23 protein-coding genes and 1 pseudogene are annotated in these 23708 nt (G+C 70.8%); 12 read left to right on the top strand and 12 right to left on the bottom strand.

Annotated elements, in window-relative coordinates; translation table 11 throughout:
• Positions 1-5: 5 nt before the first annotated feature.
• The 7 genes from QIS99_RS08110 (at position 6) to QIS99_RS08080 (ending at position 6888) form a co-directional block, all read left to right on the top strand.
• On the top strand, positions 6-419 hold the full coding sequence (locus QIS99_RS08110; protein WP_282511995.1) for a roadblock/LC7 domain-containing protein: 414 nt from the start codon (positions 6-8) through the stop codon (positions 417-419).
• 145 nt (positions 420-564) lie between these two features.
• Entirely contained in the window at positions 565-969 is a 405-nt protein-coding gene (locus tag QIS99_RS08105; RefSeq protein WP_282511910.1) for a DUF742 domain-containing protein, read from the top strand.
• The gene (locus tag QIS99_RS08100) at positions 950-1537 is read left to right on the top strand and encodes a GTP-binding protein (RefSeq protein WP_282511908.1); all 588 of its coding nucleotides are present in this window, start codon (positions 950-952) and stop codon (positions 1535-1537) included. The genes QIS99_RS08105 and QIS99_RS08100 overlap by 20 nt, the downstream gene beginning before the upstream one ends.
• A 366-nt stretch (positions 1538-1903) precedes the next feature.
• A complete protein-coding gene (locus QIS99_RS08095) occupies positions 1904-5167 on the top strand; it encodes a nitrate- and nitrite sensing domain-containing protein (RefSeq protein ID WP_282511906.1) in 3264 nt (1087 codons plus the stop codon).
• Between the two features lie 10 nt (positions 5168-5177).
• Positions 5178-5591, top strand: a complete 414-nt coding sequence (locus tag QIS99_RS08090) for a roadblock/LC7 domain-containing protein (protein ID WP_055421938.1) — start codon at positions 5178-5180, stop codon at positions 5589-5591.
• A gap of 105 nt (positions 5592-5696) precedes the next feature.
• Positions 5697-6326 (top strand): DUF742 domain-containing protein, encoded by a 630-nt coding sequence (locus tag QIS99_RS08085; RefSeq protein WP_408909502.1) that lies wholly within the window; start codon positions 5697-5699, stop codon positions 6324-6326.
• Complete coding sequence (locus QIS99_RS08080) at positions 6307-6888, top strand: GTP-binding protein (RefSeq protein WP_282511902.1); 582 nt, start codon at positions 6307-6309, stop codon at positions 6886-6888. Before QIS99_RS08085 ends, QIS99_RS08080 begins: the two co-directional genes overlap by 20 nt.
• 240 nt (positions 6889-7128) lie before the next feature.
• Here the strand turns inward: QIS99_RS08080 and QIS99_RS08075 are convergent, their stop codons facing one another.
• The 3 genes from QIS99_RS08075 to QIS99_RS08065 all read right to left on the bottom strand — a co-directional run bounded on the left by QIS99_RS08075 (position 7129) and on the right by QIS99_RS08065 (position 11403).
• A complete protein-coding gene (locus QIS99_RS08075) occupies positions 7129-7338 on the bottom strand; it encodes an acyl-CoA carboxylase subunit epsilon (RefSeq protein WP_282511901.1) in 210 nt (69 codons plus the stop codon).
• Positions 7339-7378: 40 nt separating this feature from the next.
• Positions 7379-8962 carry an acyl-CoA carboxylase subunit beta gene (locus tag QIS99_RS08070; RefSeq protein WP_282511899.1) on the bottom strand — a complete coding sequence of 528 codons (1584 nt, stop codon included), beginning with the start codon at positions 8960-8962 and terminating at the stop codon, positions 7379-7381.
• A gap of 173 nt (positions 8963-9135) precedes the next feature.
• Entirely contained in the window at positions 9136-11403 is a 2268-nt protein-coding gene (locus QIS99_RS08065; RefSeq protein WP_282511992.1) for a polysaccharide lyase 8 family protein, read from the bottom strand.
• A 278-nt stretch (positions 11404-11681) separates the two neighbouring features.
• Between QIS99_RS08065 and QIS99_RS08060 the strand changes: the two genes are divergently transcribed.
• On the top strand, positions 11682-12287 hold the full coding sequence (locus QIS99_RS08060; protein ID WP_282511898.1) for a YceI family protein: 606 nt from the start codon (positions 11682-11684) through the stop codon (positions 12285-12287).
• 116 nt (positions 12288-12403) lie between these two features.
• On the opposite strand, the gene QIS99_RS08055 is transcribed toward QIS99_RS08060, so the two are convergent.
• Positions 12404-12952 (bottom strand): YdeI/OmpD-associated family protein, encoded by a 549-nt coding sequence (locus QIS99_RS08055; protein ID WP_282511897.1) that lies wholly within the window; start codon positions 12950-12952, stop codon positions 12404-12406.
• A complete protein-coding gene (locus QIS99_RS08050) occupies positions 12949-13383 on the bottom strand; it encodes an ATP-binding protein (protein ID WP_282511895.1) in 435 nt (144 codons plus the stop codon). The genes QIS99_RS08055 and QIS99_RS08050 overlap by 4 nt, the downstream gene beginning before the upstream one ends.
• Before the next feature lie 112 nt (positions 13384-13495).
• Here QIS99_RS08050 and QIS99_RS08045 point away from each other — a divergent pair, with 112 nt between their 5' ends.
• Positions 13496-14323: a helix-turn-helix domain-containing protein gene (locus tag QIS99_RS08045; protein ID WP_282511873.1), complete on the top strand. Its 828-nt coding sequence runs from the start codon at positions 13496-13498 to the stop codon at positions 14321-14323.
• The gene (locus tag QIS99_RS08040) at positions 14320-14547 is read left to right on the top strand and encodes a DUF397 domain-containing protein (RefSeq protein ID WP_282511871.1); all 228 of its coding nucleotides are present in this window, start codon (positions 14320-14322) and stop codon (positions 14545-14547) included. The genes QIS99_RS08045 and QIS99_RS08040 overlap by 4 nt, the downstream gene beginning before the upstream one ends.
• Here the strand turns inward: QIS99_RS08040 and QIS99_RS08035 are convergent.
• The 3 genes from QIS99_RS08035 to QIS99_RS08025 all read right to left on the bottom strand — a co-directional run bounded on the left by QIS99_RS08035 (position 14528) and on the right by QIS99_RS08025 (position 16873).
• On the bottom strand, positions 14528-15103 hold the full coding sequence (locus QIS99_RS08035) for a TetR/AcrR family transcriptional regulator (RefSeq protein ID WP_282511869.1): 576 nt from the start codon (positions 15101-15103) through the stop codon (positions 14528-14530). The two genes, QIS99_RS08040 and QIS99_RS08035, sit on opposite strands and share 20 nt — an antisense overlap.
• Before the next feature lie 85 nt (positions 15104-15188).
• On the bottom strand, positions 15189-16079 hold the full coding sequence (locus tag QIS99_RS08030) for an NAD(P)-dependent oxidoreductase (RefSeq protein WP_282511867.1): 891 nt from the start codon (positions 16077-16079) through the stop codon (positions 15189-15191).
• Entirely contained in the window at positions 16076-16873 is a 798-nt protein-coding gene (locus tag QIS99_RS08025) for an imine reductase family protein (RefSeq protein WP_282511865.1), read from the bottom strand. Before QIS99_RS08025 ends, QIS99_RS08030 begins: the two co-directional genes overlap by 4 nt.
• A gap of 121 nt (positions 16874-16994) precedes the next feature.
• Here QIS99_RS08025 and QIS99_RS08020 point away from each other — a divergent pair.
• A pseudogene (locus QIS99_RS08020) lies at positions 16995-17246 on the top strand (winged helix-turn-helix transcriptional regulator); the annotation flags it as partial.
• 62 nt (positions 17247-17308) lie between these two features.
• On the opposite strand, the gene QIS99_RS08015 reads toward QIS99_RS08020, so the two are convergent.
• Positions 17309-18628: a hypothetical protein gene (locus QIS99_RS08015; protein ID WP_282511863.1), complete on the bottom strand. Its 1320-nt coding sequence runs from the start codon at positions 18626-18628 to the stop codon at positions 17309-17311.
• 50 nt (positions 18629-18678) lie between these two features.
• On the bottom strand, positions 18679-20286 hold the full coding sequence (gene cimA, locus QIS99_RS08010) for a citramalate synthase (RefSeq protein WP_282511861.1): 1608 nt from the start codon (positions 20284-20286) through the stop codon (positions 18679-18681).
• A gap of 476 nt (positions 20287-20762) precedes the next feature.
• Between cimA and QIS99_RS08005 the strand changes: the two genes are divergently transcribed.
• A complete protein-coding gene (locus tag QIS99_RS08005) occupies positions 20763-21890 on the top strand; it encodes a S1 family peptidase (protein ID WP_282511858.1) in 1128 nt (375 codons plus the stop codon).
• A gap of 152 nt (positions 21891-22042) precedes the next feature.
• Here QIS99_RS08005 and QIS99_RS08000 read toward each other — a convergent pair whose 3' ends face one another.
• Together QIS99_RS08000 and QIS99_RS07995 are read right to left on the bottom strand one after the other, a co-directional pair.
• Positions 22043-22651: a TetR/AcrR family transcriptional regulator gene (locus QIS99_RS08000; protein ID WP_282511856.1), complete on the bottom strand. Its 609-nt coding sequence runs from the start codon at positions 22649-22651 to the stop codon at positions 22043-22045.
• Positions 22652-22680: 29 nt separating this feature from the next.
• Positions 22681-23703 (bottom strand): agmatine deiminase family protein, encoded by a 1023-nt coding sequence (locus QIS99_RS07995; RefSeq protein ID WP_282511854.1) that lies wholly within the window; start codon positions 23701-23703, stop codon positions 22681-22683.
• Positions 23704-23708: the final 5 nt, after the last annotated feature.

Here is a 23708-nt window from a genome sequence, read left to right as displayed (position 1 = left end):
GTCCGATGAGCCAGGCGGCGCAGAACCTGAACTGGTTGATCACCAACTTCGTGGACAACACCCCCGGTGTTTCCCACACGGTGGTGGTGTCGGCCGACGGTCTGCTGCTCGCGATGTCCGACGGTTTCCCGCGGGACCGCGCCGACCAGCTGGCGGCGGTCGCGTCCGGCCTGACCTCCCTCACCGCGGGCGCGTCCCGCATCTTCGAGGGCGGGCCGGTCAACCAGACCGTGGTGGAGATGGAGCGCGGCTTCCTCTTCATCATGTCCGTCTCCGACGGTTCCTCGCTTGCCGTACTGGCGCACCCCGAGTGCGACATCGGCCTCGTCGGATACGAGATGGCGCTCCTCGTCGACCGGGCGGGCAGCGTGCTCACCCCGGACCTGCGCGCCGAACTCCAGGGGAGCCTGCTGCACTAGCCAGGAGTACCAGCCAGGTAGCACCAGCCAGGAGCACCAGCCAGGCGTGCGCACCGCAGCGCACCCCGCCCACCCGTCCGGCCCGTCCCCCACCGGCCCCGTAAGACGGCTAGCCGACCACTTGCTGTCCAAGACCGGAGGATCCATGACCCCGCCCACCGCCGCTCACGATCCGTACGGAGGCCATTCCGCGTACGGGCCTGAGGGCGACCAGCCACTGGTGCGTCCGTACGCGATGACCGGTGGCCGGACCCGGCCGCGCTACCAGCTCGCCATCGAGGCGCTGGTCAGCACGACGGCCGACCCGGCCCAGCTGATGGGGCTGCTCCCCGAGCACCAGCGGATCTGCCACCTCTGCCGTGAGGTGAAGTCGGTGGCCGAGGTGTCCGCGCTCCTCGGTATGCCGCTCGGGGTGGCGCGGATCCTGGTCGCGGACCTCGCCGAGGCGGGCCTCGTGGCCATCCACCAGCCCGGCGGCGACGAGAGCGCCGGCGGACAGCCAGATGTGACACTGCTCGAAAGGGTGCTCAGTGGACTTCGCAAGCTCTAACGACCCGGGCTCGTCGGGTCGTTCCACCACGTCCGCGAAGATCGTGGTGGCGGGCGGCTTCGGCGTGGGCAAGACCACGTTCGTCGGCGCCGTCTCGGAGATCAACCCGCTGCGCACGGAAGCCGTCATGACGTCGGCCTCGGCAGGCATCGACGACCTGACGCACACCGGCGACAAGACCACCACCACGGTGGCCATGGACTTCGGCCGCATCACGCTCGACCAGGACCTGATCCTGTACCTCTTCGGTACGCCCGGTCAGGACCGGTTCTGGTTCATGTGGGACGACCTGGTGCGGGGGGCGATCGGCGCCGTCGTCCTTGTCGACACGCGCCGTCTCGCCGACTGCTTCCCGGCGGTGGACTACTTCGAGAACTCGGGCCTGCCGTTCGTCGTCGCCCTCAACGGCTTCGAAGGACACCAGCCGTACCAGCCGGACGAGGTCCGCGAAGCCCTGCAGATCGGCCCCGACACCCCGATCATCACGACCGACGCCCGGCACCGCTCGGACGCCAAGTCGGCGCTGATCACGCTGGTCGAGCACGCGCTGATGGCCCGGCTGCGGTAGGGCCTGTCCGGCGGATACGGCTCAAGTCGGCGACGGCGTAAGGCAGTTGCCGTAGGCCCCCTGGAGCGGGCTGTGTCCTTTGACACGGCCCGCCCGGGTGTTCATAACGTTTCGACAGAGAATTCCGCCACGGCCAACACGGCTTGCGTTCACGCGGTACCGCTGCGCTCACATCACGCTCACCTTTTGCCGGACCTCCCTCTTTATGCCCGTTTTATCTGAGGCGCAGGTCACCGGAATCAAGCTCTCCCCACTGTTTGGAGGAGCCGCCGCTGACGTGCTGAAATTCGCTGAACTGCCCAGTAGCCGGGGCATGAAGACGAAGCGGCACGATGCAGGTGCCCTCGCCGAGAGGTTGTTGGTCGAGTGAGGCGAAGCAAGAACAGCCCCGAGCCGCAGGAGCGGGGCAACTTCACCCCGCCGTCGCGCGGAGCTGCGGCACCCGCCCCCACGCCGGCGCCGGTGTCCGGGGCCGACGCGGCGCCGACCGGCAGCGGGAGCAGGCTCTCGCCCCGCAACTGGCGGGTGGCGACCCGCCTGAACGCGATTCTCCTCATACCCGTGATCGTCGCCATCGTCATGGGCACCTTCCAGGTCAAGGGCGACATTGACACGTGGAGCGAGGCCGAGGACGCGGAGAAGACCGCGCTGATCGTGCGCGCCGCCGAGAACTACGGCCAGGCGCTGCTCAATGAACGTGACCTGTCCGCCGCCCCGCTGCTCAGCGGCAAGGGCGCGAACGGCACGGTCGACAAGGCCCGCGACGCCACCGACGCCGCGAAGGCCGCCTTCGACGAGGCCGTCGAGGACATGCCGGAGAAGCAGGGCCTGGAGCGGCGCCTCTCGCTCTTCAAGGAGAACGAGTCCAAGCTCGCGGACCTGCGCAAGTCGGCCTACACCCGCGCCATGGACCCGGTGAAGACCGAAGAGGGCTACGTCGAGGTCCAGCACTCCCTGATGGAGTTCGCCAACGAGCTCGGCCTCGGCACCGGCAACATCACCAGCTACGGCCGGACGATTTACGCCATCTCGCTGTCCAAGGCCGCCGTGTCGCTGCAGCGCTCCATCGGCATGCACCTCCTGATCCGCCCCGCCTCGGACGCGAAGACGCTGCAGGGCCAGTCCACGGCGTTCAGCTCGTACGCGTACCTTGAGTACATCGCGATCAACGAGTACATCTCCGCCGGCACCGAGCAGGACGAGCAGAACCTCAAGTCCGTGATGGCGGACAAGCAGGCAGAGGGCAAGAAGAAGCTGGCCGCGGCCGCGCGGGAGGCCCGCGCGAAGGGCCAGGAGGTCACCCCGCCGCCCTCTGTCGAAGAGATGATCAAGCTGATCGGCAGCGGTGCGAAGCCCTCCACCCTGCGTGCCCAGGGCGTCACGCCGGAGGCCTGGTTCGCCGCCACCACCTCCAAGTTCGACGGCTACCGCGAGATCGAGACCGAGCTGATCGACAAGGCGGTCGCCGAGTCCGCAAAGATCGCCGACGACGCCGAGCGGGACGCGTACATCAGCGGCGCGATCGTGGTCGCCGCCGTGCTCGCCGCGTTCATCGTCGCCGGTCTCATGGCCCGCCAGATGAGCACCAGCATGCGCCGGCTGCGCACCGCCGCCTTCGACGTGGCCGAGCAGCGCCTGCCGATGCTGGTCGACCAGCTGTCCCGCACCGACCCGGGCCGGGTCGACACCCGCGTCGAGCCCATCCCGATCACCACGCAGGACGAGATCGGCGAGGTCGCCCGCGCCTTCGACCAGGTGCACCGCGAGGCCGTCCGGCTCGCCGCCGAGCAGGCCCTGCTCCGGGGCAACGTCAACGCGATCTTCACCAACCTGTCGCGCCGCAACCAGTCGCTGATCGAGGGCCAGTTGACCCTGATCACCGACCTGGAGAACAACGAGGCCGACCCGGACCAGCTGGAGAACCTCTTCCGCCTGGACCACCTCGCGACCCGTATGCGCCGCAACGGCGAGAACCTGCTGGTCCTCGCCGGCGAGGAGCCGGGCCGCCGCTGGGACCAGCCGGTCCCGCTGGTCGACGTGCTGCGCGCCGCCTCCTCCGAGGTGGAGCAGTACGAGCGCATCGAGCTCGCCGGTGTCCCGGAGGCCGAGATCCACGGCCGCGCCGTGACCGACCTGGTGCACCTGCTCGCCGAGCTCCTGGAGAACGCCACCACGTTCTCCTCCCCGCAGACCAAGGTCCGGGTGACGGCCACCCGGCTGCCCGACGGCCGGGTCATGATCGAGATCCACGACAAGGGCATCGGCCTCACCGCCGAGGACTTCGCGGACATCAACCACAAGCTGGCCAACCCGCCGACCGTGGACGCGGCGATCTCGCAGCGCATGGGCCTGTTCGTGGTCGGCCGCCTGTCCGACCGGCACAGCATCCGCGTCCAGCTCCGCCCCTCCGGCGAGCAGGCCGGCACCACCTCGCTCGTCATGCTTCCGGACGCCATCACGCACGGCGGCAGCGGCAACGACCTGCCGGAGAGCGAGTTCACGGTCTCCCGGATCGTGCCCGAGCAGCAGCAGGCGCCCGCGTACGAGGCCCCGCCGCTGCGCACCGCCGCCGAGCTCGGCTTCGACGACAGCCGCTACGACGAGGGCAACCCGAACCTCGACCCGGTGGGCCGCTCCCTGCTCCGCGAGGAGCGCCGCGCCGCCCTGGAGTCCCAGTCCGGCGACCGCCCCCTCTTCCGCGACGAGGCCCCGCAGCAGGCGTACGGCCAGGGCGGCCAGGAGTACGACCAGGGCGTCCAGGACTACGCGCGGCAGGACGCGTACGACGGCCGGCCGGACGCGTACGCGCACCAGGGCGGCTACGAGCAGCAGGACGCGTACGCCGAGCACGGCGGCCACGGGCCGGGTTACGCACCCCAGGACGGCGGCTACGACGGCTATCCGGAATCCGGGTACGCGGACCAGGGCTTCGCCGGCCAGGGCGCGCAGCAGAACCCCGCCCAGGACCCGTACGACACGTACGCCGACTACAACGGCCAACCCCAGCAGGGTGGTTGGCAGCAGCAGGGCGCCCCGGCGGACGCCTTCGGGAACGGTTACGAGCCGGAACCGGAATCTGCTCCCAGCGCTCCCGAAGCGGACCGTGAGCGCGTAGGCTTCGACCGTCAGGGACCTGCCCCTTCGGCTGTGCACGAGCTGACGGACGCCGGCCTGCCCCGCCGCGGCTCCACCCCCACGGGCAACGGCCACCGGGAAGCGGCCGGCGACGTGTGGACGCCGGGACCGGTCCGGGACAGCACTCCCCCGCAGCCGCAGGCGGAGCACGCACCCGCAGGAGCGGACGGCAACGGTGCCGGCGACGACGATTGGCGTTCCGCCAACGACGACCGCTGGCAGCGCGCCGAGCAGCTCCGCCAGCCCAGGGCCGGCGGGGTCACCGCCTCGGGGCTGCCGCGCCGGGTGCCCAAGGCCAACCTGGTCGAGGGCACGGCGGAGCAGACCCCGCAGGGCGGGCCCCAGGTCTCCCGCGCCCCCGAGGACGTACGGGGCAGGCTGAGCAACCTGCGCCGCGGCGTCCAGCGGGGACGTGACGCAGGAAGCGACTCGAACGGCCAGGCCACTGGGAACAACCACAGTGGTCCTGGTGGAAACTACAACCAGGAGCGTTAGTGTGAGCCCGATGAGCCAGGCGGCGCAGAACCTGAACTGGTTGATCACCAACTTCGTGGAGAACACCCCCGGTGTCTCCCACACAGTGGTGGTCTCCGCCGACGGACTCCTTCTGGCGATGTCCGAAGGGTTCCCCCGCGACCGCGCCGACCAGCTGGCGGCCGTCGCTTCGGGTCTGACCTCGTTGACCGCGGGCGCGTCCCGCATCTTCGAGGGCGGCAGCGTGAATCAGACAGTTGTGGAGATGGAGCGAGGATTTCTCTTCATCATGTCCATTTCCGACGGCTCCTCCCTTGCCGTACTCGCACACCCGGAAGCGGACATCGGTCTCATCGGGTACGAGATGGCGCTTCTCGTCGACCGGGCGGGCACCGTCCTCACCCCCGACCTGCGCGCAGAGCTGCAGGGAAGCCTTCTCAACTAGTTCTCAACTAGCAGACAGGCAGTGCGTATTCGCGTTCCGTGGCCGTAAGGTTCGGGGCGCGGCACCACTTTGATGGATGCCCGGCACAGTCGGAGGAGGAAGCACGTGGCAAGTGGCGCAACACCCCCAGAGGGTTCGTCTTCGGCCAACTGGTCATACGGCCAGGCCCAGGGCGGCCAGGGCGGCGAGGGCACGCCGAACCGCTACAACTTCCCCTCCGCACCCAGCCGTCGGCAGCAGCAGCCGTACGCACCGCCTCCGCAGCGCCCGCAGCAGCCGTACGACCAGCAGCGCCCGCCGGCGCCGCGCGCCCCGTACGAGCAGCAGGCACCGCGCATCCAGCCCGTGCAGCCGCAGCCGCGCCCCGCGGAGCAGCAGCCGGCCGGGGGTGCGCACAACCCGCTCGTGCGTCCGTACGCCATGACGGGCGGACGCACCAGGCCGCGGTACCAGCTCGCCATCGAGGCGCTGGTGCACACCACGGCGCAGCCGCACCAGCTCCAGGGACAGCTCCCGGAGCACCAGCGGATCTGCAACCTGTGCCGGGAGATCAAGTCCGTCGCGGAGATCTCGGCACTGCTCTCCATCCCCCTCGGGGTGGCCCGGATCCTGGTCGCGGACCTCGCGGAAGCCGGACTCGTGGCCATCCACCAGCCCGGCGGCGACGAGAACGCCGGCGGACAGCCAGATGTGACACTGCTCGAAAGGGTGCTCAGTGGACTTCGCAAGCTCTAGCGGCGGTGCAGCCCGCTCTACCACCAGCGCGAAGATCGTGGTGGCGGGCGGCTTCGGCGTGGGCAAGACCACGTTCGTCGGCGCCGTCTCGGAGATCAACCCGCTGCGCACGGAAGCTGTGATGACGTCGGCGTCGGCGGGCATCGACGACCTGACGCACACCGGCGACAAGACGACCACGACGGTCGCGATGGACTTCGGCCGCATCACGCTCGACCAGGACCTGATCCTGTACCTCTTCGGTACGCCCGGTCAGGACCGGTTCTGGTTCATGTGGGACGACCTGGTGCGGGGTGCGATCGGCGCCGTCGTCCTTGTCGACACGCGCCGTCTCGCCGACTGCTTCCCGGCGGTGGACTACTTCGAGAACTCGGGCCTGCCGTTCGTCATCGCGCTCAACGGGTTCGACGGGCACCAGCCGTACCAGCCGGACGAGGTCCGCGAGGCGCTGCAGATCGGCCCCGACACTCCGATCATCACGACCGACGCCCGCCACCGTGGGGACGCGAAGTCGGCGCTGATCACGCTGGTCGAGCACGCGTTGATGGCCCGCCTGCGCTAGCGCGCTGCCGCTCGGCTCTCTGGTCCCGTACCCCTGGTTGGGGGTGCGGGACTTTTTCTACCTGAATGGTGTGCCCCGAAAGGGGCGCGGGGAACTGCGCGACCAGCCACGACGGCGCGAAAGCCGAACGACGGCGCCGCAGACTTTCGGGAAGGGGTGGGGTGGGGTGGGGTGGGGGAAAGCATGGGCCCCCCGCCACGAGGGTGCGTGACGGGGGGCCCAGGAGCCGGGAGGAAGGCCTCAGCCCTGCCAGCTGTGCGGGGCACGGAAGCCCGGCGTGCGTTCCAGGCGGCGCCAACCCGCCTTCGTACGACCGCGCGTCGGCGCCGGCGCCTGCGGCTGCGCGGCCGCGCGGGCCATCAGGACGGCGGTGATGGCCGCCAGCTCCTCCGGCTCGGCATGCCCCTTCTCGACCCGCAGCAGGTGATCGGCAGAAGTAGGAGTGCTCATGAGTTCGGGGTCTCCGTAACGTAAGAGTCGGGACGAGAAGTCACTGGGGCGGGTTGCCGTGCTTGCGGGACGGCAGGTCCGCGTGCTTGTTGCTGAGCATCGCCAGCGAGGCGATCAGGACCTCGCGGGTCTCGGCGGGGTCGATGACGTCGTCGACGAGGCCGCGCTCGGCCGCGTAGTACGGGTGCATCAGCTCGGCCTTGTACTCCTTGACCATCCGCGCCCGCATCGCCTCCGGGTCCTCCGCGTCGGCGATCTGCCGCCGGAAGATCACGTTGGCGGCGCCTTCCGCGCCCATCACCGCGATCTCGTTGGTCGGCCAGGCGTACGTCAGGTCCGCGCCGATCGACTGCGAGTCCATGACGATGTAAGCACCGCCGTACGCCTTCCGCAGGATGAGCGAGATCCGCGGCACCGTGGCGTTGCAGTACGCGTACAGCAGCTTCGCGCCGTGCCGGATGATGCCGCCGTGCTCCTGGTCCACACCGGGCAGGAAGCCCGGCACGTCGAGCAGCGTCACGATCGGGATGTTGAAGGCGTCGCACATCTGCACAAAACGCGCGGCCTTTTCCGAGGCCTCGATGTCCAGGACACCGGCAAGGGACTGCGGCTGGTTCGCGACGATGCCGACGACCTGCCCGTCGAGCCGGGCCAGCGCGCACACGATGTTGCGCGCCCACCGCTCGTGGACCTCCAGGTAGTCGCCGTCGTCGACGAGTTCCTCGATGACCTTGTGCATGTCGTACGGCCGGTTGCCGTCCGCCGGGACCAGGTCCAGGAGCACGTCCGAGCGGCGGTCGGCCGGGTCGTCGGAGGGGTGGGCGGGCGGGTTCTCGCGGTTGTTCTGCGGCAGCATCGACAGGAGGTAGCGGACCTCCGCGATGCAGGTCTCCTCGTCGTCGTACGCGAAGTGCGCGACGCCCGAGGTCTCCGCGTGCACGTCCGCGCCGCCGAGCCCGTTCTGGGTGATCTCCTCGCCGGTCACGGCCTTCACGACGTCCGGGCCGGTGATGAACATCTGCGAGGTGTCCCGCACCATGAACACGAAGTCCGTCAGGGCGGGCGAGTAGGCGGCGCCGCCCGCGCACGGGCCGAGCATGACCGAGATCTGCGGGATGACACCGCTCGCCCTGGTGTTGCGCTGGAAGATCCCGCCGTAACCGGCGAGCGCCGAGACGCCCTCCTGGATACGGGCGCCCGCGCCGTCGTTCAGGGAGACCAGCGGCGCACCCGCGGCGATGGCCATGTCCATGATCTTGTGGATCTTCGTGGCGTGCGCCTCGCCGAGCGCGCCGCCGAAGATCCGGAAGTCGTGCGCGTAGACGAAGACCGTCCGGCCCTCGACCGTGCCCCAGCCCGTGATGACGCCGTCCGTGTGGGGCTTCTTGCTCTCCAGGCCGAATCCGGTCGCCCGGTGCCGGCGCAGCTGCTCGACCTCCTTGAACGAACCCGGGTCGACCAGGAGCTCGATCCGCTCCCGGGCCGTCAGCTTGCCCTTCGCGTGCTGGGCCGCCGTCGCCTTCTCGCTGGGTCCGGCCAGCGCCTGCGCGCGGATCTCGTGCAGCTCGGCCACGCGGCCGCGGGCGTCGGCGGGCTCGCCCGGGGTGTCGTCCAAAACGGTCATGTAGCGACCTTACGAAGCCGGCCAAGGAAACGGGCCGTCGACTCCTCACAGTCTCCGGCCCGTTTTCCTGGTACCCCCGGACAGAACCGTACCTGGAACCCTTCGGGGTGCAGCTGATGTGACTGCTGAAGGGGGCGTCGGCTTGTGGGGGTTCCACAAAACCGCGAAGCGGCTCAGCCGAGCGCGACCCTGCAGTGATGAGCGCCGCCCGCCGTCCCCGGAGTGATCCGGAGCCGCAGTTCGCGCCCGGTGGAGAGCACCTCCACCGACGGATCGTGCGCGGTGACGCGGGCGGCCCGATGGTGCCAGACGAGCTCGAAGGGCCGCCCGGTGCGGGTCGGCTCGCTGACCGTGAGACCGGCGGTGCGGCCGCGGTGGCGCAGCAGCACGCTGGACGGCCCGGTGACGGTGAGACCCCTCACGGTACCGGGCGTCCAGAAGTTGGCCGCGGTCAGGCCGAGGGAGCGGACGGCGACGGCCTGGCGGGCGGCGTCGTTGGCGAGGATCCGCAGCCAGCCCCGGTCGGCGGCGCGCTCGGCCAGCTCGGGAGGCGAGGCGCCGGGCATGAGGAGGTACACGTACGAGGCGTCGGTGGGGTCGGTGCCGTGGTCGAGCCACAGGGTCTGCCAGCGGCGGGTGCGGCGCTCGGTGGAGCTGGTGGTGTTGATGTCGGACCAGGCGCCGGTGCGGTCCTCGCGGAGGGTGCGCAGGCGTCCGCCCGCGGGCAGGACCCAGCCGCCGTGGCCCTCCAGATGGGCCCAACGGCCCTTCACTGTAAGGGAGTTGGAGCCGGACTCGCCGAGGTTCCGGTTGTCGACGACCGTCTCCACCGGCACGCCGTCGCGCGCTGTGATCCCCGCGCCGAGGCAGATCACCGCATCGTCCACGCAGAACCAGGACTTACGGGCTTCCAGGGTGGAGCCGAGCCCCTTCAGATGCTGGCCGACGGCCGCGAACTCGCCGTCGGTGGCGCCGCCGACCCACTGCACGCCGGGCTTCGGCTCGCCCCACTCGCCGCCCGCCTTGTCGGCAAGTCGCTTGGTGGACACGGTGGTTCCGGGCAGCCGGTAGAAGTCGACGGTCGGCCAGAACCAGTCGGTGTACTGGTCGCTCTTCCCCTCGGGCCCCCACCAATAGAGCATCCCGGCGCCCGTGTGCCAGCCGCGCGGGTTCTCGCCGTTGCCGCACTCGTAGTACGCGATCCGCTCCGAGGCCATCGAGATGTTCGCGGCCCAGCCGGGGCGCCGGTGCACGGCCCGGTCCATGGACGTGAACAGCCGGTGCGCGACCGGTTCGGGCGCGGCGGATACGGGCGCCGCCTGGACGGTGTGCAGCCGGGCCAGGTCGTCGGTGCCGAACTGGCGGCCGGTGAGGATCGGGGTGACCGTGTCCCGCGCGATCCAGCCCTTGACCATGCCGTGCCAGCGGTCCCGTTCGGCGGGACTCGCGCCCTGGGCGAGCAGGGCGATCGCGGCGATCAGGGCCTGGCCGTGGAAGTGGTCGGAGCGCATCACCCGGCGGTCGTCGGACTTCAGATAACCCCGGCTGATGGCACGGCCGTTGACGCTGTCCATCATCAGCCCGTCGTGGATGAGCGGCGCGAAGGCGTGCTCGACGCTGTCCAGGATGATCTGCCGGTTGGGGTCCCGCACTTCCCACGTCGACCCGGCGAGCAGCGCGAAGAGCCGCCCGAGCCCGTCGAGCAGGACCTGCCCGTACGTACCCGAGTACGCGACCCAGGTGTGCTGCACGAACGAGCCGTCGGCGTAGAGCCCGTCGCCCTTGGTGACGTACGGGAAGACCGGGGAGAGGGCGTCGCGGGCGAGGGCGATCTTCTCGGGCCTCTTGCCGACGACGCCGCGCAGGGCGACCGAGCGGCACAGGTCGACGCGGTTGGCGCCGGTCGAGGTGCCGGTGTAGTCGCCGAGCATGCGGTCCGGGATGAAGTGGTCGACGGCCGCGCAGGCCGCCTCGCGCTGGGCCTCGCTCAGCTCGTCGTGGAGCGTGGCGGTGATGTCGAGGAGCAGGCGGGGGGAGCCGATCTGCCACTCCCACCAGTTTCCGTAGCGGGTGGTGGACGGGTTGTAGACGGTCGCGGAGAGGTGGTCGAGGCCGCGGCGGATGTCGGCGAGGAGGCCGGTGTCGCCGGTCAGGCCGGTGCCTTCCTGGGCGTAGGCCCTGGTCATCGTCCAGAGGCGGCTGTAGCTCTGGGTGATGCCGGCGGGCGGGTCGAAGGAGTGGCCGGGCCACAGGGAGTCGGCGGTGGGCGCCATGGTCGCGCGAAAGCCGCGGGCCAGCTCGCCGGTCTCCTTGAGGCGGGCGGCGAAGGGCTCGGCGGCCGGGTCGTAGCCGGTGCCGAGCTGGATGGTGAGCCAGCGGGCCCTGAGGGTGTCGTACGGGTCCGCCTGCGCGGCGCTGGCGGGTGGTCCGTGTACGGCCATCGCGGCCCCCGCCGCCGTGGCGGTCGTGGCTGTCAGGAACGTACGGCGTGTCGTCGGCACGTCTCAACCTCCGCTGTGGGTACGGGCGTTGCCCCGGTCGGCGTGGTCCATACCGTTACCGCCGCGGCCGCTCCCGGCAAGGAGTCCGACACACCCGAATCCCACCCGCCTCCCCCAACTGTTGAAATTTGAACTTCATCGCGCTACGGTGAATCTCGTTGAAAGTTAAACCTCCTGCTTCGGAGTCTTTCCGGAGCCCGTCCCCCTCAGGAGCAGTCATGGGCATCTTCGGCCGCAAGAACGAGACCACCGCCACCGTCCCCGCCCCCGCGGGTGTCAGCCCGGAGCTGGCCGCGCTGACCGGTGACTACGCGATCGACCCGTCGCACTCGGCGCTCGGCTTCACCGCCCGGCACGCGATGGTCACGAACGTCAAGGGTGCCTTCCTCGACTTCGAGGGCAGCCTGCGCCTGGACGGCTCGAACCCGGCCGCGTCCACCGCGAGCCTCGACATCAAGATGGACAGCGTCGACACCGGCGCCGCGGACCGTGACGGCCACCTCAAGAGCGCCGACTTCTTCGACGCCGAGCAGTTCCCGGCGATGACCTTCCGCTCCACCTCGGCCGAGGCCCTCGGCGGCGACGACTACCGGATCACCGGCGACCTCACCATCAAGGGCGTCACGAAGCCGGTCACGATCGACCTGGAGTACAACGGCTCGGCGAAGGACCCGTTCGGCAACGAGCGCGTCGGCTTCGAGGGCAAGGCGGAGATCCTGCGCTCGGAGTGGGACCTGACCTGGAACGCCGCGCTTGAGACCGGTGGCGTGCTCATCTCGGACAAGATCAAGCTGAACTTCGACATCTCGGCGATCAAGAAGTAACCGTCCGCGAGGCCTGGGAGAACCCCGGGCGTCCGCGAGGCGGGGTCCCCCGGGCCCCGGGAACCCTCCCCCATGAGCTGCGCCCGCCCTCCGCTCCCCCGTCGGAGGGCGGGCGCTCATGCCCCGAGCCGGGCCACCGCCGCGCGCAGCGCGGCCTCCCGCGCCTCGGCCGTACGCGCCTTCAGGAGCGGCAGCAGCACGAGATACGCGTCCGTCCGGCCCAGGTTCTCGTACGCCCGTCTCGCCTTCGGGTCCGCGTCGAGCGCCGCCGCGAGATCCTCCGGGACGGTGGCGTCCTTCTGTGAGGCGTACGCCGCGTCCCAGCGGCCGTCCGCCTTCGCCGCCTCGATCTCCGCGAGCCCCGGCTCCCGCATCCGCCCGTCGGCGATCAGCTCCGCGACCCTGCGCACGTTCACCTGCGACCACACGCTGCGCGCCCGTCTCGGCGTGATCTTCTGGACGTAGTACGCCGCGTCAACTGCCTTGCGCTGACCGGTGATCCAGCCCCAGCACAGCGCCGCGTCGTTCACCTCGCCCGCCGTCACCGACGCGATGCCCGAGCCCTTCTTGGCGACCTTCACCCAGAGCCCGGCCTGCACGTCGTGATGCCGCTCCAGCCAGCCCTCCAGCCCGGCCAGGTCCGCGAACTCCAAGGTCTCCGTCATACGTCCGATCGTGCCACCCGCCACTGACAATCGCCGTCGAACTCGCACCACACGACCTTGCCCGGCACCCGCTGCCCCACCCCCCACCGGTCCGCGAGCGCGCCGACCAGGTGCAGCCCGCGCCCGCCCTCGTCCTCCGGCTCCGCGCCGGGCGACCGCACCTCTCCGCCGCCGCTGTCGTGCACCTCGACTCGTACGGCGCCGTCCGCGCGTGCGGCGATCCGCAGCAGATAGCCGCGTCCCGGCGGTACGCCGTGCAGCAGGGCGTTGGTGGCGAGTTCGCTCACGCACAGCGCCACGTCGTCGGCACGCCGGGTGAGGTCCCAGTCCTTGAGGGCGCGCCGGGCGAGTTCACGGGCGCGCGAGACGGACCTGCGCTCCCTCAGGTAGAACGCCTCGCGCACGGAAGGGAGTTGGGCTTTCTCGTTCATGCGGCGACTGTCACAGGCAGTGACTACGCTGAGGCAGTGCGTCAGGTCGTACATCGGCTATGCACGAGTCACATCGGATCGCACGCGGTCCGGAACGGGGAACGGGATGCGCATGAACCCACCGAAGAAGCGGCGCAAGAGGACCACCTCTTGGCACGCGATCGGCGCGCAGGTCGCCAACTTCCGCCGGTACGCCGGGATGACCCAGCCGGAGCTGGCGCGGACGTTGCGCATCAGCGAGGACAAGATGGCGTCGATCGAGCAGGGGCGGCGCCCCTTGCAGATCGCGCTCGCGCGCAGCATGGACGATCTGCTGGAGACCGAGCGGGCGTTGGCGACGGCGGTCGAGAAGGTGCCGGAGCGGGAGAAGTTTCCTGTGTTCGTTCAGGACTTGATCGACTACGAGCAGGAGGCGCTGACCTTGTACTCGTACGAGAACCAGGTAGTGCCGGGCCTGTTACAGACAGAGGAGTACGCGGCGGCGGTCTTCGGTTGCCTGTTCCCGCCCATCACTCCCGAAGAGCGCGAGGACCGGGTAAAAGCGCGACTGAACCGGCACCGGATCTTCGAGCGCGAACCGTGGCCGCCGATGATGAGCTACCTGGTGGAGGAGGTGGTGCTGCAGCGGCCCATCGGCGGGCCACACGTTCTACGCGAACAGCTCCGGCATCTGCGCCGCTGCGCCGAACTCCCCTTCCTGGGCTTGCAGATCATCCCCACGCAGCGGGAGACCCACGCCGGTCTCAACGGCGCCATGGTGCTGCTTGAGACTCCCGACCATGACCAACTGGCCTATATCGAAGGCCAACGCGTGAGCTTCCTCGTCGATGATCCAGACGAGGTCAGTGTCCTCCAACAGAAGTATGGGATGCTGCGATCACAGGCCCTCAGCCCCGAGGAAAGCATGGGCCTGCTGGACGATCTGGCAGGAGAAACATGAACTGGTTCAAGTCCAGCTACAGCGGCGACGAGGGCGGCAACTGCCTCGAAGTCGCCTACGACTGGCGGAAGTCGACCCACAGCGGCAGCGAGGGCGGCGCCTGCGTAGAGGTCGCCGCCCACCCCGCCGCCGTGCACATCCGCGACTCCAAGAACCCCGGCGGACCGGTCCTCGCCGTCGAACCGGCCGCCTGGGACGCCTTCGTCAGCGCGCGGTGGAGCTGAGGATCGCCTCTCGGAGCGAGGTCGTCATCGCGTCGAGGCAGGAGGCGAAGTTCTCGCCGTCGGCCGCTTCGATCCATCGCGCGAGGGCGTTCTCGTAGACGATGGTCGCGGTCTGCGCCACGAGTCGCGCGGTGTCTCGGTCCGTGCCGCGGTCCGTCAGTGCCGTGGCGATCGACGCGGCGACCTCCGCGCGCTTCGTCCGGTCGCGTTCCTGGAGTTCCGGGCTGGCGTCGATCACCGCGCGGCGCTCCGCCGCGTCCTGAGACTGCTCGACAAGCTGTGCGCCGACCCGGGCAAGGGCCTCAAGGGCCGCCGCCATGGGCGGCGTATCGCGGTGGGCCGCGCGTACGGCCTTGTAGACCGCGGGCGGCAGTTTCTCCGAGCCCGCGAACAACACCGCGCGCTTGTCGGGGAAGTAGCGGAAGTACGAGCGGCGGGTGATCCCGGCGCGCTCCGCGATGTGCGTCACCGTCACGTCGTCGTACCCGCGCTCCATGAAGAGCTCAAGTGCCGCCTTCGCCAGACGCGCCTGCGTGCCGGAATCCCACCTCGCCATACCCCGACCCTAACAAGTGATGACACACTGAGACATCACATTCAGGGAGGGACCCCCATGACGTCCCGGACCACGGCACGCACGCTCAGCGGGGCTGGTCCGGATCGCGGATGCCGTCGATGATCCGGGTCCAGTTCTCCTTCCCGTGGCCGTCGGCGATCGCTCGGTGATAGTGGGACCGGACAGCGCGCGGCAGCGTCAGGTCGATCCCGACGGCGGCGCTCGTGGCGACGATGTGGTCCGCCGTGGCGCCCATCATCGTCGCCGTGCTCAGGTGCCCCGGATGCTCGCCCGCGTCGATCTGCGCGCCGACGTTCTCCTCGCCCGCCTGGAGCATCGCCGGGATGTCGGCCAGCGTCGGCATCAGCTCCGGGACCGCCTCAGCGGCGGTGATCCCGGCCGAGCCGAGCAGCGCCGTCGCGTGCATCAGCGCCGAGAGGCTCGTCAGGAAGACGTCCAGGTGGGCCTGGTACATCAACTGCGCGAGGCCCGCGTCCTCCCCGAGGTAGCGCGGCGCTCCGATCCGGGCCAGCGCCGGGCGGTGCGCCTCGAACGCCTCGGACGGCCCGCTGTAGTACACGTACGCGGCGTCGGTGCCCACCATCGGCGCGGGCGTCATCACCCCGCCGGTGACGAACCGCGCCCCGTGCCCGGCCGCCCAGGCCTCGGCCTCGCGGGCGCGGTCGGGGGTGTCCGAGCTGAGGTTGACGATGGTGCGACCGGCCAGGGCCGTTCCGGCGGCGCGGAGTACGTCGTACATCGCCTGGTAGTCGGTGAGGCTGAGGATGACCAGCTCACTCGCGGCAACCGCCTCGGCGGGCGAGGCGGCCAGGACGGCGCCGTCGGCGACGACGCCGTCGGCCCGGCCCGCGGTGCGGTTCCAGACCGTGACCGGGTGACCGGCGGCGAGCAGCGAGCGGACCATGGCCTGACCCATGGGGCCGAGGCCGATGAGCGTGACGGGCGTGGCGTTCACGCGGCGTCCCTTTCGTTCGTGGTGGTGGAGGAGGAGTTCGTGGTGGTGGGGGAGGAGGCTTCGGCGCGCAGGCCCTCGTAGATCCGCGCGAACCCCTCCGTGCCGTGGCCCGCGGCGATCTCGCGGCTGATGAGCGCCTGGACGGCGGCGATCGGGGCGGGGTCGACGCCCTCCTCCTCGCTGGCGCGCACGAGGTGCGCCAGGTCGGAGAACTCCAGGCTCTGTTGGCCCGGGACGGTGTAGTCCCCGCCGTCGACGATCTTCGCGAGGTCGGCGAGTTCCTGGGTCATGGCGGACAGGAACGGGGCCTGCCGGGCGGCGAACCCGGACGCGCTCATCCCCGCGGAGGCGGCCATCGCGGCGCCGTGGAAGAAGCCCGCGAACATCTGGTACATCCCCGACAGCATCGCCAGGTCCACCAGCGCGGCCCGCCCGGCGTCCACTCCGTGGAACTCGCTCGGGGCCCAGAGGTCGGAGGTCGGCAGCAGGGCGTCGTAGGCGGCCCGCGAACCGCTGCAGAAGATCTGGCCGTCGCGGGATCCGATCATGGCGGGCACGGCCATGATGGCGCCGTTGAGGTAGTCGATGCCGTTATCGGCCGCCCATGAGGCGATTTCCCGGGACTCGTTCGGCGTGGTGGTCGTGAGGTTGAGGAGGGTGCGGCCGCGCAGCTCCTCGGCGACCGGACCGAGGGTCTCTTGGACCGAGGCGTGGTCGAAGAGCCAGGCAACGACCACCGGGCTCGCCGCCACTGCCTCGCGGACCGAGCCCGCGGCCCGAGCGCCACGGGCCACCAGCTCCGTGGCACGGCCAGGGGTACGGTTCCAGACGGTCACGGAGAGGCCGCCCGCCGAGCAGCGCGGACGCCAGGGCGCTGCCCATCGCGCCGAGGCCGAGCAGGCCGGCCTGGTTCAACTGGCTTGTTCTTTCGGGGGGTTCGCACCGCGCAACGGCCCCTACATCTGCGGGATCGACGCCGCACTCGACGTCGTCAGCGGCAAGTGGAAGGGCCTCGTCCTCTGGGAGCTGCACTCGCACGGCATCCGGCGCTTCGCCGAACTGCGCCGCGCGCTGCCGGGGGTGAGCGAGAAGATGCTGACCCAGCACCTGCGCCAGATGGAAGAGGACGGTCCCGTCCAGCGCACGGTGTACGCGGAAGTCCCGCCGCACCCCGACTCCGAGGTGTCGACTTCCGCTTAGAACCCGCCACCGCTCAGCACCGCTTCCGCTCAGAACCCGCCGCCGAAGTCCCCGCCGCCGAACCCTCCGCCGTCGCCGAAGCCGCCGCCGAAGTCGCCGGAGCCGAAGTCCGAGCCCGAGACGTCGCCGCCCTCGGAGCCGCCCGCGCCGTAGTCCGTGGCCGCGTACGCCGGGCTGGCCATCATGTGGCCGAGCATCGTGCCCATGAGCAGGCCCGGCAGCAGGCCGCCGCCGAAGTAGCCGCCCGCCCAGGGGCCGTACACCGGGCCCGCCTCGTAGTACGGGCGGCGGCCGTGGGGCGTGTCGACGGTACGGACGTCCGGGCTCTGGCCCTCTTCGATCCGCGTACGGTCCGCCGCGCAGACCGGCACGTCTCGCGGCGTACCGCCCTCGGGGGCCCAGGACAAGTCCGCGACCGCCGGGCCGTGGCGCGGATCGAAGAAGCACGGAGGCCTGCGGACCGGCAGCTCACGGCCCTCGCGGCGCGCGGCGAGCACGGCGAGCGAGAAGCGGCCGTCCTCCAGCGCCTCGGTCACAGCGCGCACGTCGTCCGGCCGTTCCGCCTGGCCCAGCAGGGACTTGGCCCGGTCGTACGCGTCGAGGGCGTGCTCGTAGTCCGTGCGCATCTCGTCCGTCGCTCCGGGCTCGCCCGGGTGGAAGTCCAGGCGGTCCAGCTCCTCGCCGAACGCGGTGATGTCCTCGTCGACGACCACCCGCAGCTTGGCCAGCGCGGCCCACTCGGCCTCGGCCTTGCGCTTCCGGTTGCGCCGGACCAGCGCGTACGCACCGGCGCCGCCCGCGAGGGCGACCGCGCCCAGACCGATCAGGCCGGCGGGGTCGAAGTCGTCGGCGGCGGTGTCCCAGGAGGCGGGGGCGGTGCCGTTGGCGCTGGTGACGGCGAGGTCGGCGAAGTTGTTCAGGCGGGCGGCAAGGGTGTCGCCCTCAACGGCGCGTACGAGGTTGCCGACGCCGTCCTGCGACAGGACCGACTCGTCGGCCCTGGCGTCGAACTCGGCTCCGACCTGGATGCCGTAGAGCCCGGTGACGCCGGTCTGGGTGCGCAGGTTCGCGAACAGGTCCTGTTTCGGATAGTCCGCGGGCAGCACCGCCACGAACACCGGCTTGTCCGCGTTCTCGATCTTCGTGGCGAGGGCGTCCGCCTCCGCGGCCGGCAGCAGGCCGGAGGCCGCGGGGTCGACGTAGACGGGGCTCTTCTTCAGGGCCTGTGCCACTTCGGACACGGGCGTCTCGGCCTGCGCCCCGGGGGCCGCGGCGAACGCGGCACCCAGGGCCAGAAGGACTACCAGGACCACTCGGACGGTGATCCGTACCGATATGAGAGGCCTCATACCTCGACGGTAACTCGAACGGCCGCCTTTCGACCGGGCCGAGCAGAGGCTTATTCCGTGGGCTCGACCCCGGCGCGCAGCAGCCCGTACGTGTACGCGTCCTCCAGGGCCTGCCAGGACGCGGCGATGACGTTCTCCGCGACGCCGACGGTGGACCACTCGCCGGTGCCGTCGGAGGTCGAGATCAGCACGCGGGTCGTGGAGGACGTGCCGTGCGTGCCCTCCAGGATGCGGACCTTGTAGTCGACGAGCTCCAGCTTGGACAGCTCCGGGTAGAACCGCTCCAGGCCGACGCGCATCGCCATGTCCAGGGCGTTGACCGGGCCGTTGCCCTCGGCCGTGGCGACGATCCGCTCGCCCTTGGCCCACAGCTTCACCGTGGCCTCGTTGGCGTGGGTGCCGTCGGGGCGGTCCTCGACGATCGCGCGCCAGGACTCGGTGCGGAAGTAGCGGCGCGGCCGGCCCTCGGCCTCCTCACGGAGCAGCAGCTCGAAGGAGGCGTCGGCCGCTTCGTACGAGTACCCCTTCAGCTCGCGCTCCTTGACGCGCTCGACGACGCGGCCGACCAGCTCGCGGTCGCCGCCCAGGTCGACGCCGAGCTCCTTGCCCTTGAGCTCGACGGAGGCGCGGCCCGCCATGTCGGAGACCAGCATGCGCATGGTGTTGCCGACGAGCTCGGGGTCGATGTGCTGGTACAGGTCCGGGTCGACCTTGATCGCGGAGGCGTGCAGGCCCGCCTTGTGGGCGAACGCCGAGACCCCGACGTACGGCTGGTGCGTGGAGGGGGTGAGGTTGACGACCTCGGCGATGGCGTGCGAGATCCGGGTCATCTCGGCGAGCGCGCCCTCGGGCAGGACGGTCTTGCCGTACTTGAGCTGGAGGGCGGCGACGACCGGGAAGAGGTTGGCGTTGCCGACGCGCTCGCCGTAGCCGTTGGCGGTGCACTGGACGTGGGTGGCGCCCGCGTCGACGGCGGCGAGGGTGTTGGCGACGGCGCAGCCGGTGTCGTCCTGGGCGTGGATGCCGAGCCGGGCGCCGGTGTCGGCGAGGACGGTGGCGACGACGGCCTGGACCTGGGCGGGGAGCATGCCGCCGTTGGTGTCGCAGAGGATCACGACGTCGGCGCCGGCCTCGGCGGCGGTGCGGACGACGGACTTCGCGTACGTCGGGTTGGCGCGGTAGCCGTCGAAGAAGTGCTCGCAGTCGACGAAGACGCGGCGACCCTGCTCGCGCAGGTACGACACGGTGTCGGCGATCATCGCGAGGTTCTCGTCGAGCGTGGTGCGCAGGGCGAGTTCGACGTGCCGGTCGTGCGACTTGGCGACGAGCGTGACGACCGGGGCGCCGGAATCGAGGAGGGCCTTGACCTGCGGGTCGTCGGCGGCCTTCACATGCGCCCTGCGGGTGGCGCCGAAGGCCACCAGCTGGGCGTGCTTGAACTCGATCTCCTGCGCGGCGCGGGCGAAGAACTCGGTGTCGCGGGGGTTGGCGCCGGGCCAGCCGCCCTCGATGAAGCCCACGCCGAAGTCGTCCAGGTGCCGGGCGATGGTCAGCTTGTCCGCGACGGTGAGGTTGATGCCCTCGCGCTGCGCGCCGTCGCGCAGCGTGGTGTCGAAGACGTGGAACGAGTCGTCGGGATTTCCCGTGCTTACCGTCATGCTGATCTGGCTCCTGTATTTGGATCTCGGTCTACCGGAATGACCGGTTCCACCGTTCCCCTATGATCCCTCGCGCTCCGCTCCCGGTGTGATGTGGGCCGGAAAAACAGAAAAACCCCTCGCGGGTGCGAGAGGTCTGCGCGCGGGTCTGGGACGACGGTGTCCGCCCGTACGGCTTTTCGTACGTGACGGTCACTGCGGACCGGCGCGCTCGCTGCGAATAATCATCGCTTTACGGAACACGCGGTGAGTTTTGCACAGGTTGCGGCGTGTGCGGGCGCTGGTCTCACTATGCGGTCGGCCGGTGACGTGGCGTCCGTCACGGGCCGGTCGCCCGAAGGGGATCGGCAGCGCCCCGAAAAGTTCGCACGCGTCGTTGCGGCGGTGCGGGTCTGGTCCGGACCTATGATGCACGCGCTTTCTGTTGTGCACACGACACCCAGTCGGACCACCCCCCACCCTGTCGGAGGCAGCACGTGAAGCGCACCCCCCTCGCCCTCGCCGTGACCCTGGCGGCACTCCCCCTGTCCCTCATCCCCGGCTCCGCGTCCGCCACCCCCGAATCCACCCCCGGATCCACCCCCGGATCCACCCTCGGATCCACCCTCGGATCCGCCTCCGGCGAGCCCTCGCCCGAGCCCGGCGTCCGCGTCGGCGGCGACACGTACGAGCGCAGCTCCGCCCTCGCCCGGTTGCTCGGCGAGCGCAGCGCGGGCAGCTACCTCGACGCGCGCAGCGGCGAGCTGATCACCACCGTCACGGACGCCGCCGACGCCGAGCGGGTGCGGGAGGCCGGCGGCACCGCGAAGGTCGTCGAGCGCACCGGCGCCGAGCTGCGGGCCGCGACGGCCGCCCTGGAGAAGCACGCGAAGATCCCCGGCACCAGCTGGGGCGTGGACCCCAGACGCAACCAGGTCGTCGTCGAGGCGGACACCACGGTCTCGGCGGCGGATTTCGCGCGGATCGAGCGGGTCGCGGACGGACTCGGCGGCGCGGTCCGCGTGGTGCGCGTACCGGGCGAGTTCAGGAAGGAGGTGGCCGGCGGTGACGCCGTCCACGGCGGCGGCCTGCGCTGTTCGGCGGCCTTCAACGTGTCCTCCGGGTCCGCCCGGTACTTCCTGACCGCCGGGCACTGCACCGACTCGGCCGCGCAGTGGAGCGCCTCGTCCGGCGGCCCGGTGATCGGCGAGCGCACGGGCTCGAACTTCCCGGGGGACGACTTCGGGATCGTCAGGTACACCGACGGCTCGGCGCCCGCCGGGCATGTGAACCTCTACAACGGCGGCTTCCAGGACATCACCTCGGCCGCCGACGCCGTGGTCGGCCAGGCGGTCAGGAAGTCCGGCTCCACCACGAAGGTCACCTCCGGCTCGGTCACGCAGACGAACGTCACCGTGAACTACGGCGACGGCAACTCCGCGTACGGGATGGTGCGGACGAACGTCTGCTCGTCGAGCGGCGACAGCGGCGGCGCGCACTTCGCGGGCACCACGGCCCTCGGCATCCACTCCGGCTCGGGCGGCACCTGCGACAACGGGGTCGGCTCGGCGGTGTTCCAGCCGGTCAAGGAGGCGCTGTCGACGTACGGCGTGAGGGTGTACTAGCGGGCTCGCCGGGCGGAGAGAGCGGCGCACCCCCCGTCCCGGGGTGCGCCGCTCTCGTTCTTGGGGGGCGAGCGGGGCTGCGCCTCTCACGCTCCGCTCACGTTCCGCTCACGCTCGCCTCACGTACGGTTCACGTGCCGTTCACGTGCCGTTCACGTGCCGAGCGTGTCGTCCAGGAACTCCCGTACGTGCGCGAGGACTTGGGCCCGCTCCGCGCCCGGCAGGCCGACCGCCACATGCAGCGAGAAGCCGTCGAGGAGGGCGCGCAGCCGGGCCGCGAACCGCTCCGGGTCGACCGAGCGCAGCTCGCCGCCCGAGATGCCCTCGGCGAGGAGCGCCACCAGGTCGCGGTGCCAGGCCTTCTCGATGGCGGCCTGCCGCCCGCGCGACTCGGCCTCGGCGTCCGCGTACTGCGAGCGGTTCCAGACCTCCATCCACAGCGTCCAGTGCGGATCGCGGGGCGCGTCCGGGACGTACAGGTCGACGTACGCGTCCAGGCGGGCGCGGGCCGGTTCCGTGGAGTCGAGGAGGGCGCGGCGCCGCTCGCCGAGGCGGCCCTCGCTCCACTCCAGCGTCTGCAGGAGCAGCTCGTCCTTCGTCTTGAAGTAGTAGAGAAGGTGGCCGCTGCTCATGCCGACCTCGCGGCCGAGCGCCGCCATGGTGAGCCGGTCGAGCCCGCTGTCCGCGATCATCGCCATGGCCGCGGACAGCACCTGGTCGCGCGGCGGTGCGTTTCTGCGCGCGCGGGCTCCCGGAGCCATGCGGGTCTCTCCTCGGGTCACATCGTGGATCACACCTTGGGCTGCTGCTGGGTGATGCAGTGGATGCCACCGCCCCCCGCGAAGATCGTACGGGCATCGACGAGGGTGACGGTCCGGTCCGGGAAGAGCCTCCGGAACGTCCCGGCGGCGAGCTCGTCGCGCGGGTCGTCGAAGGAGCAGAGCACGACGCCGCCGTTGCAGAGGTAGTGGTTGATGTACGAGTAGTCGGCCCAGCCGCCGTCCTCCTCGCGGGTCTTGGTGGGCGCCTGCACTTCGACGACCTGGAGGCGGCGGCCCTTGGCGTCGGTCTGGGTGCGCAGGAACTCGACGTTCTCCTGGCAGGGCTTGTGGTCGGGGTGGTCCGGGTCCGGCTGGGCGTGCACGACGACCACGCCCGGTCCGGCGAAGGCGGCGACGATGTCGACGTGGCCGAGGGTGCCGTAGCCGTGCGGGGGGTAGTCGGCGGCGAGGCCGCGCTTCAGCCAGATCGCCTTGGTGGTGCCGAGCTTGGCGTGGATCTCCGCCTCGACCCGCTCCTTGGTCCAGCCGGGGTTGCGCTCCGGGCCGAGCTGCACGGTCTCGGTGAGCAGCACGGTGCCCTCGCCGTCGACGTGGATGCCGCCGCCCTCGTTGACCAGCGGCGAGCTGTGCACGGGCACCCCGGCCAGGTCGGCCACGTGCGAGGCGATCTTCGCGTCGTGGTCCCAGGTGGCCCAGTCCTGTGCACCCCAGCCGTTGAACACCCAGTCCACGGCGGCGAGTTGGCTGCCGTCGGTGACGAAGGTCGGGCCGATGTCGCGCATCCAGGCGTCGTCCAGCTCCCGCTCGACCAGCTCGATGTCGGGGCCGAGCAGGGCGCGCGCCGAGGCGGACTGGCCGGGGCCGTGGACGACGGTGACCGGTTCGAAGCGGCGTACGGCGCGGGCGACGGAGGCCCAGGCGGCGCGGGACTCGGCCAGCTCCTCGGAGGAGGAGAACGTGGTGTTGGGTCCTGGCCAGGCCATCCAGGTGCGCTCGTGCGGGGCCCACTCGGGCGGCATGCGGAACGTCATGGGGA

The organism is Streptomyces solicavernae (assembly GCF_029968095.1).
GTDB classification, from domain to species: Bacteria; Actinomycetota; Actinomycetes; order Streptomycetales; family Streptomycetaceae; genus Streptomyces; species Streptomyces solicavernae.
This window is presented reverse-complemented; position numbering and strand designations above follow the sequence as displayed.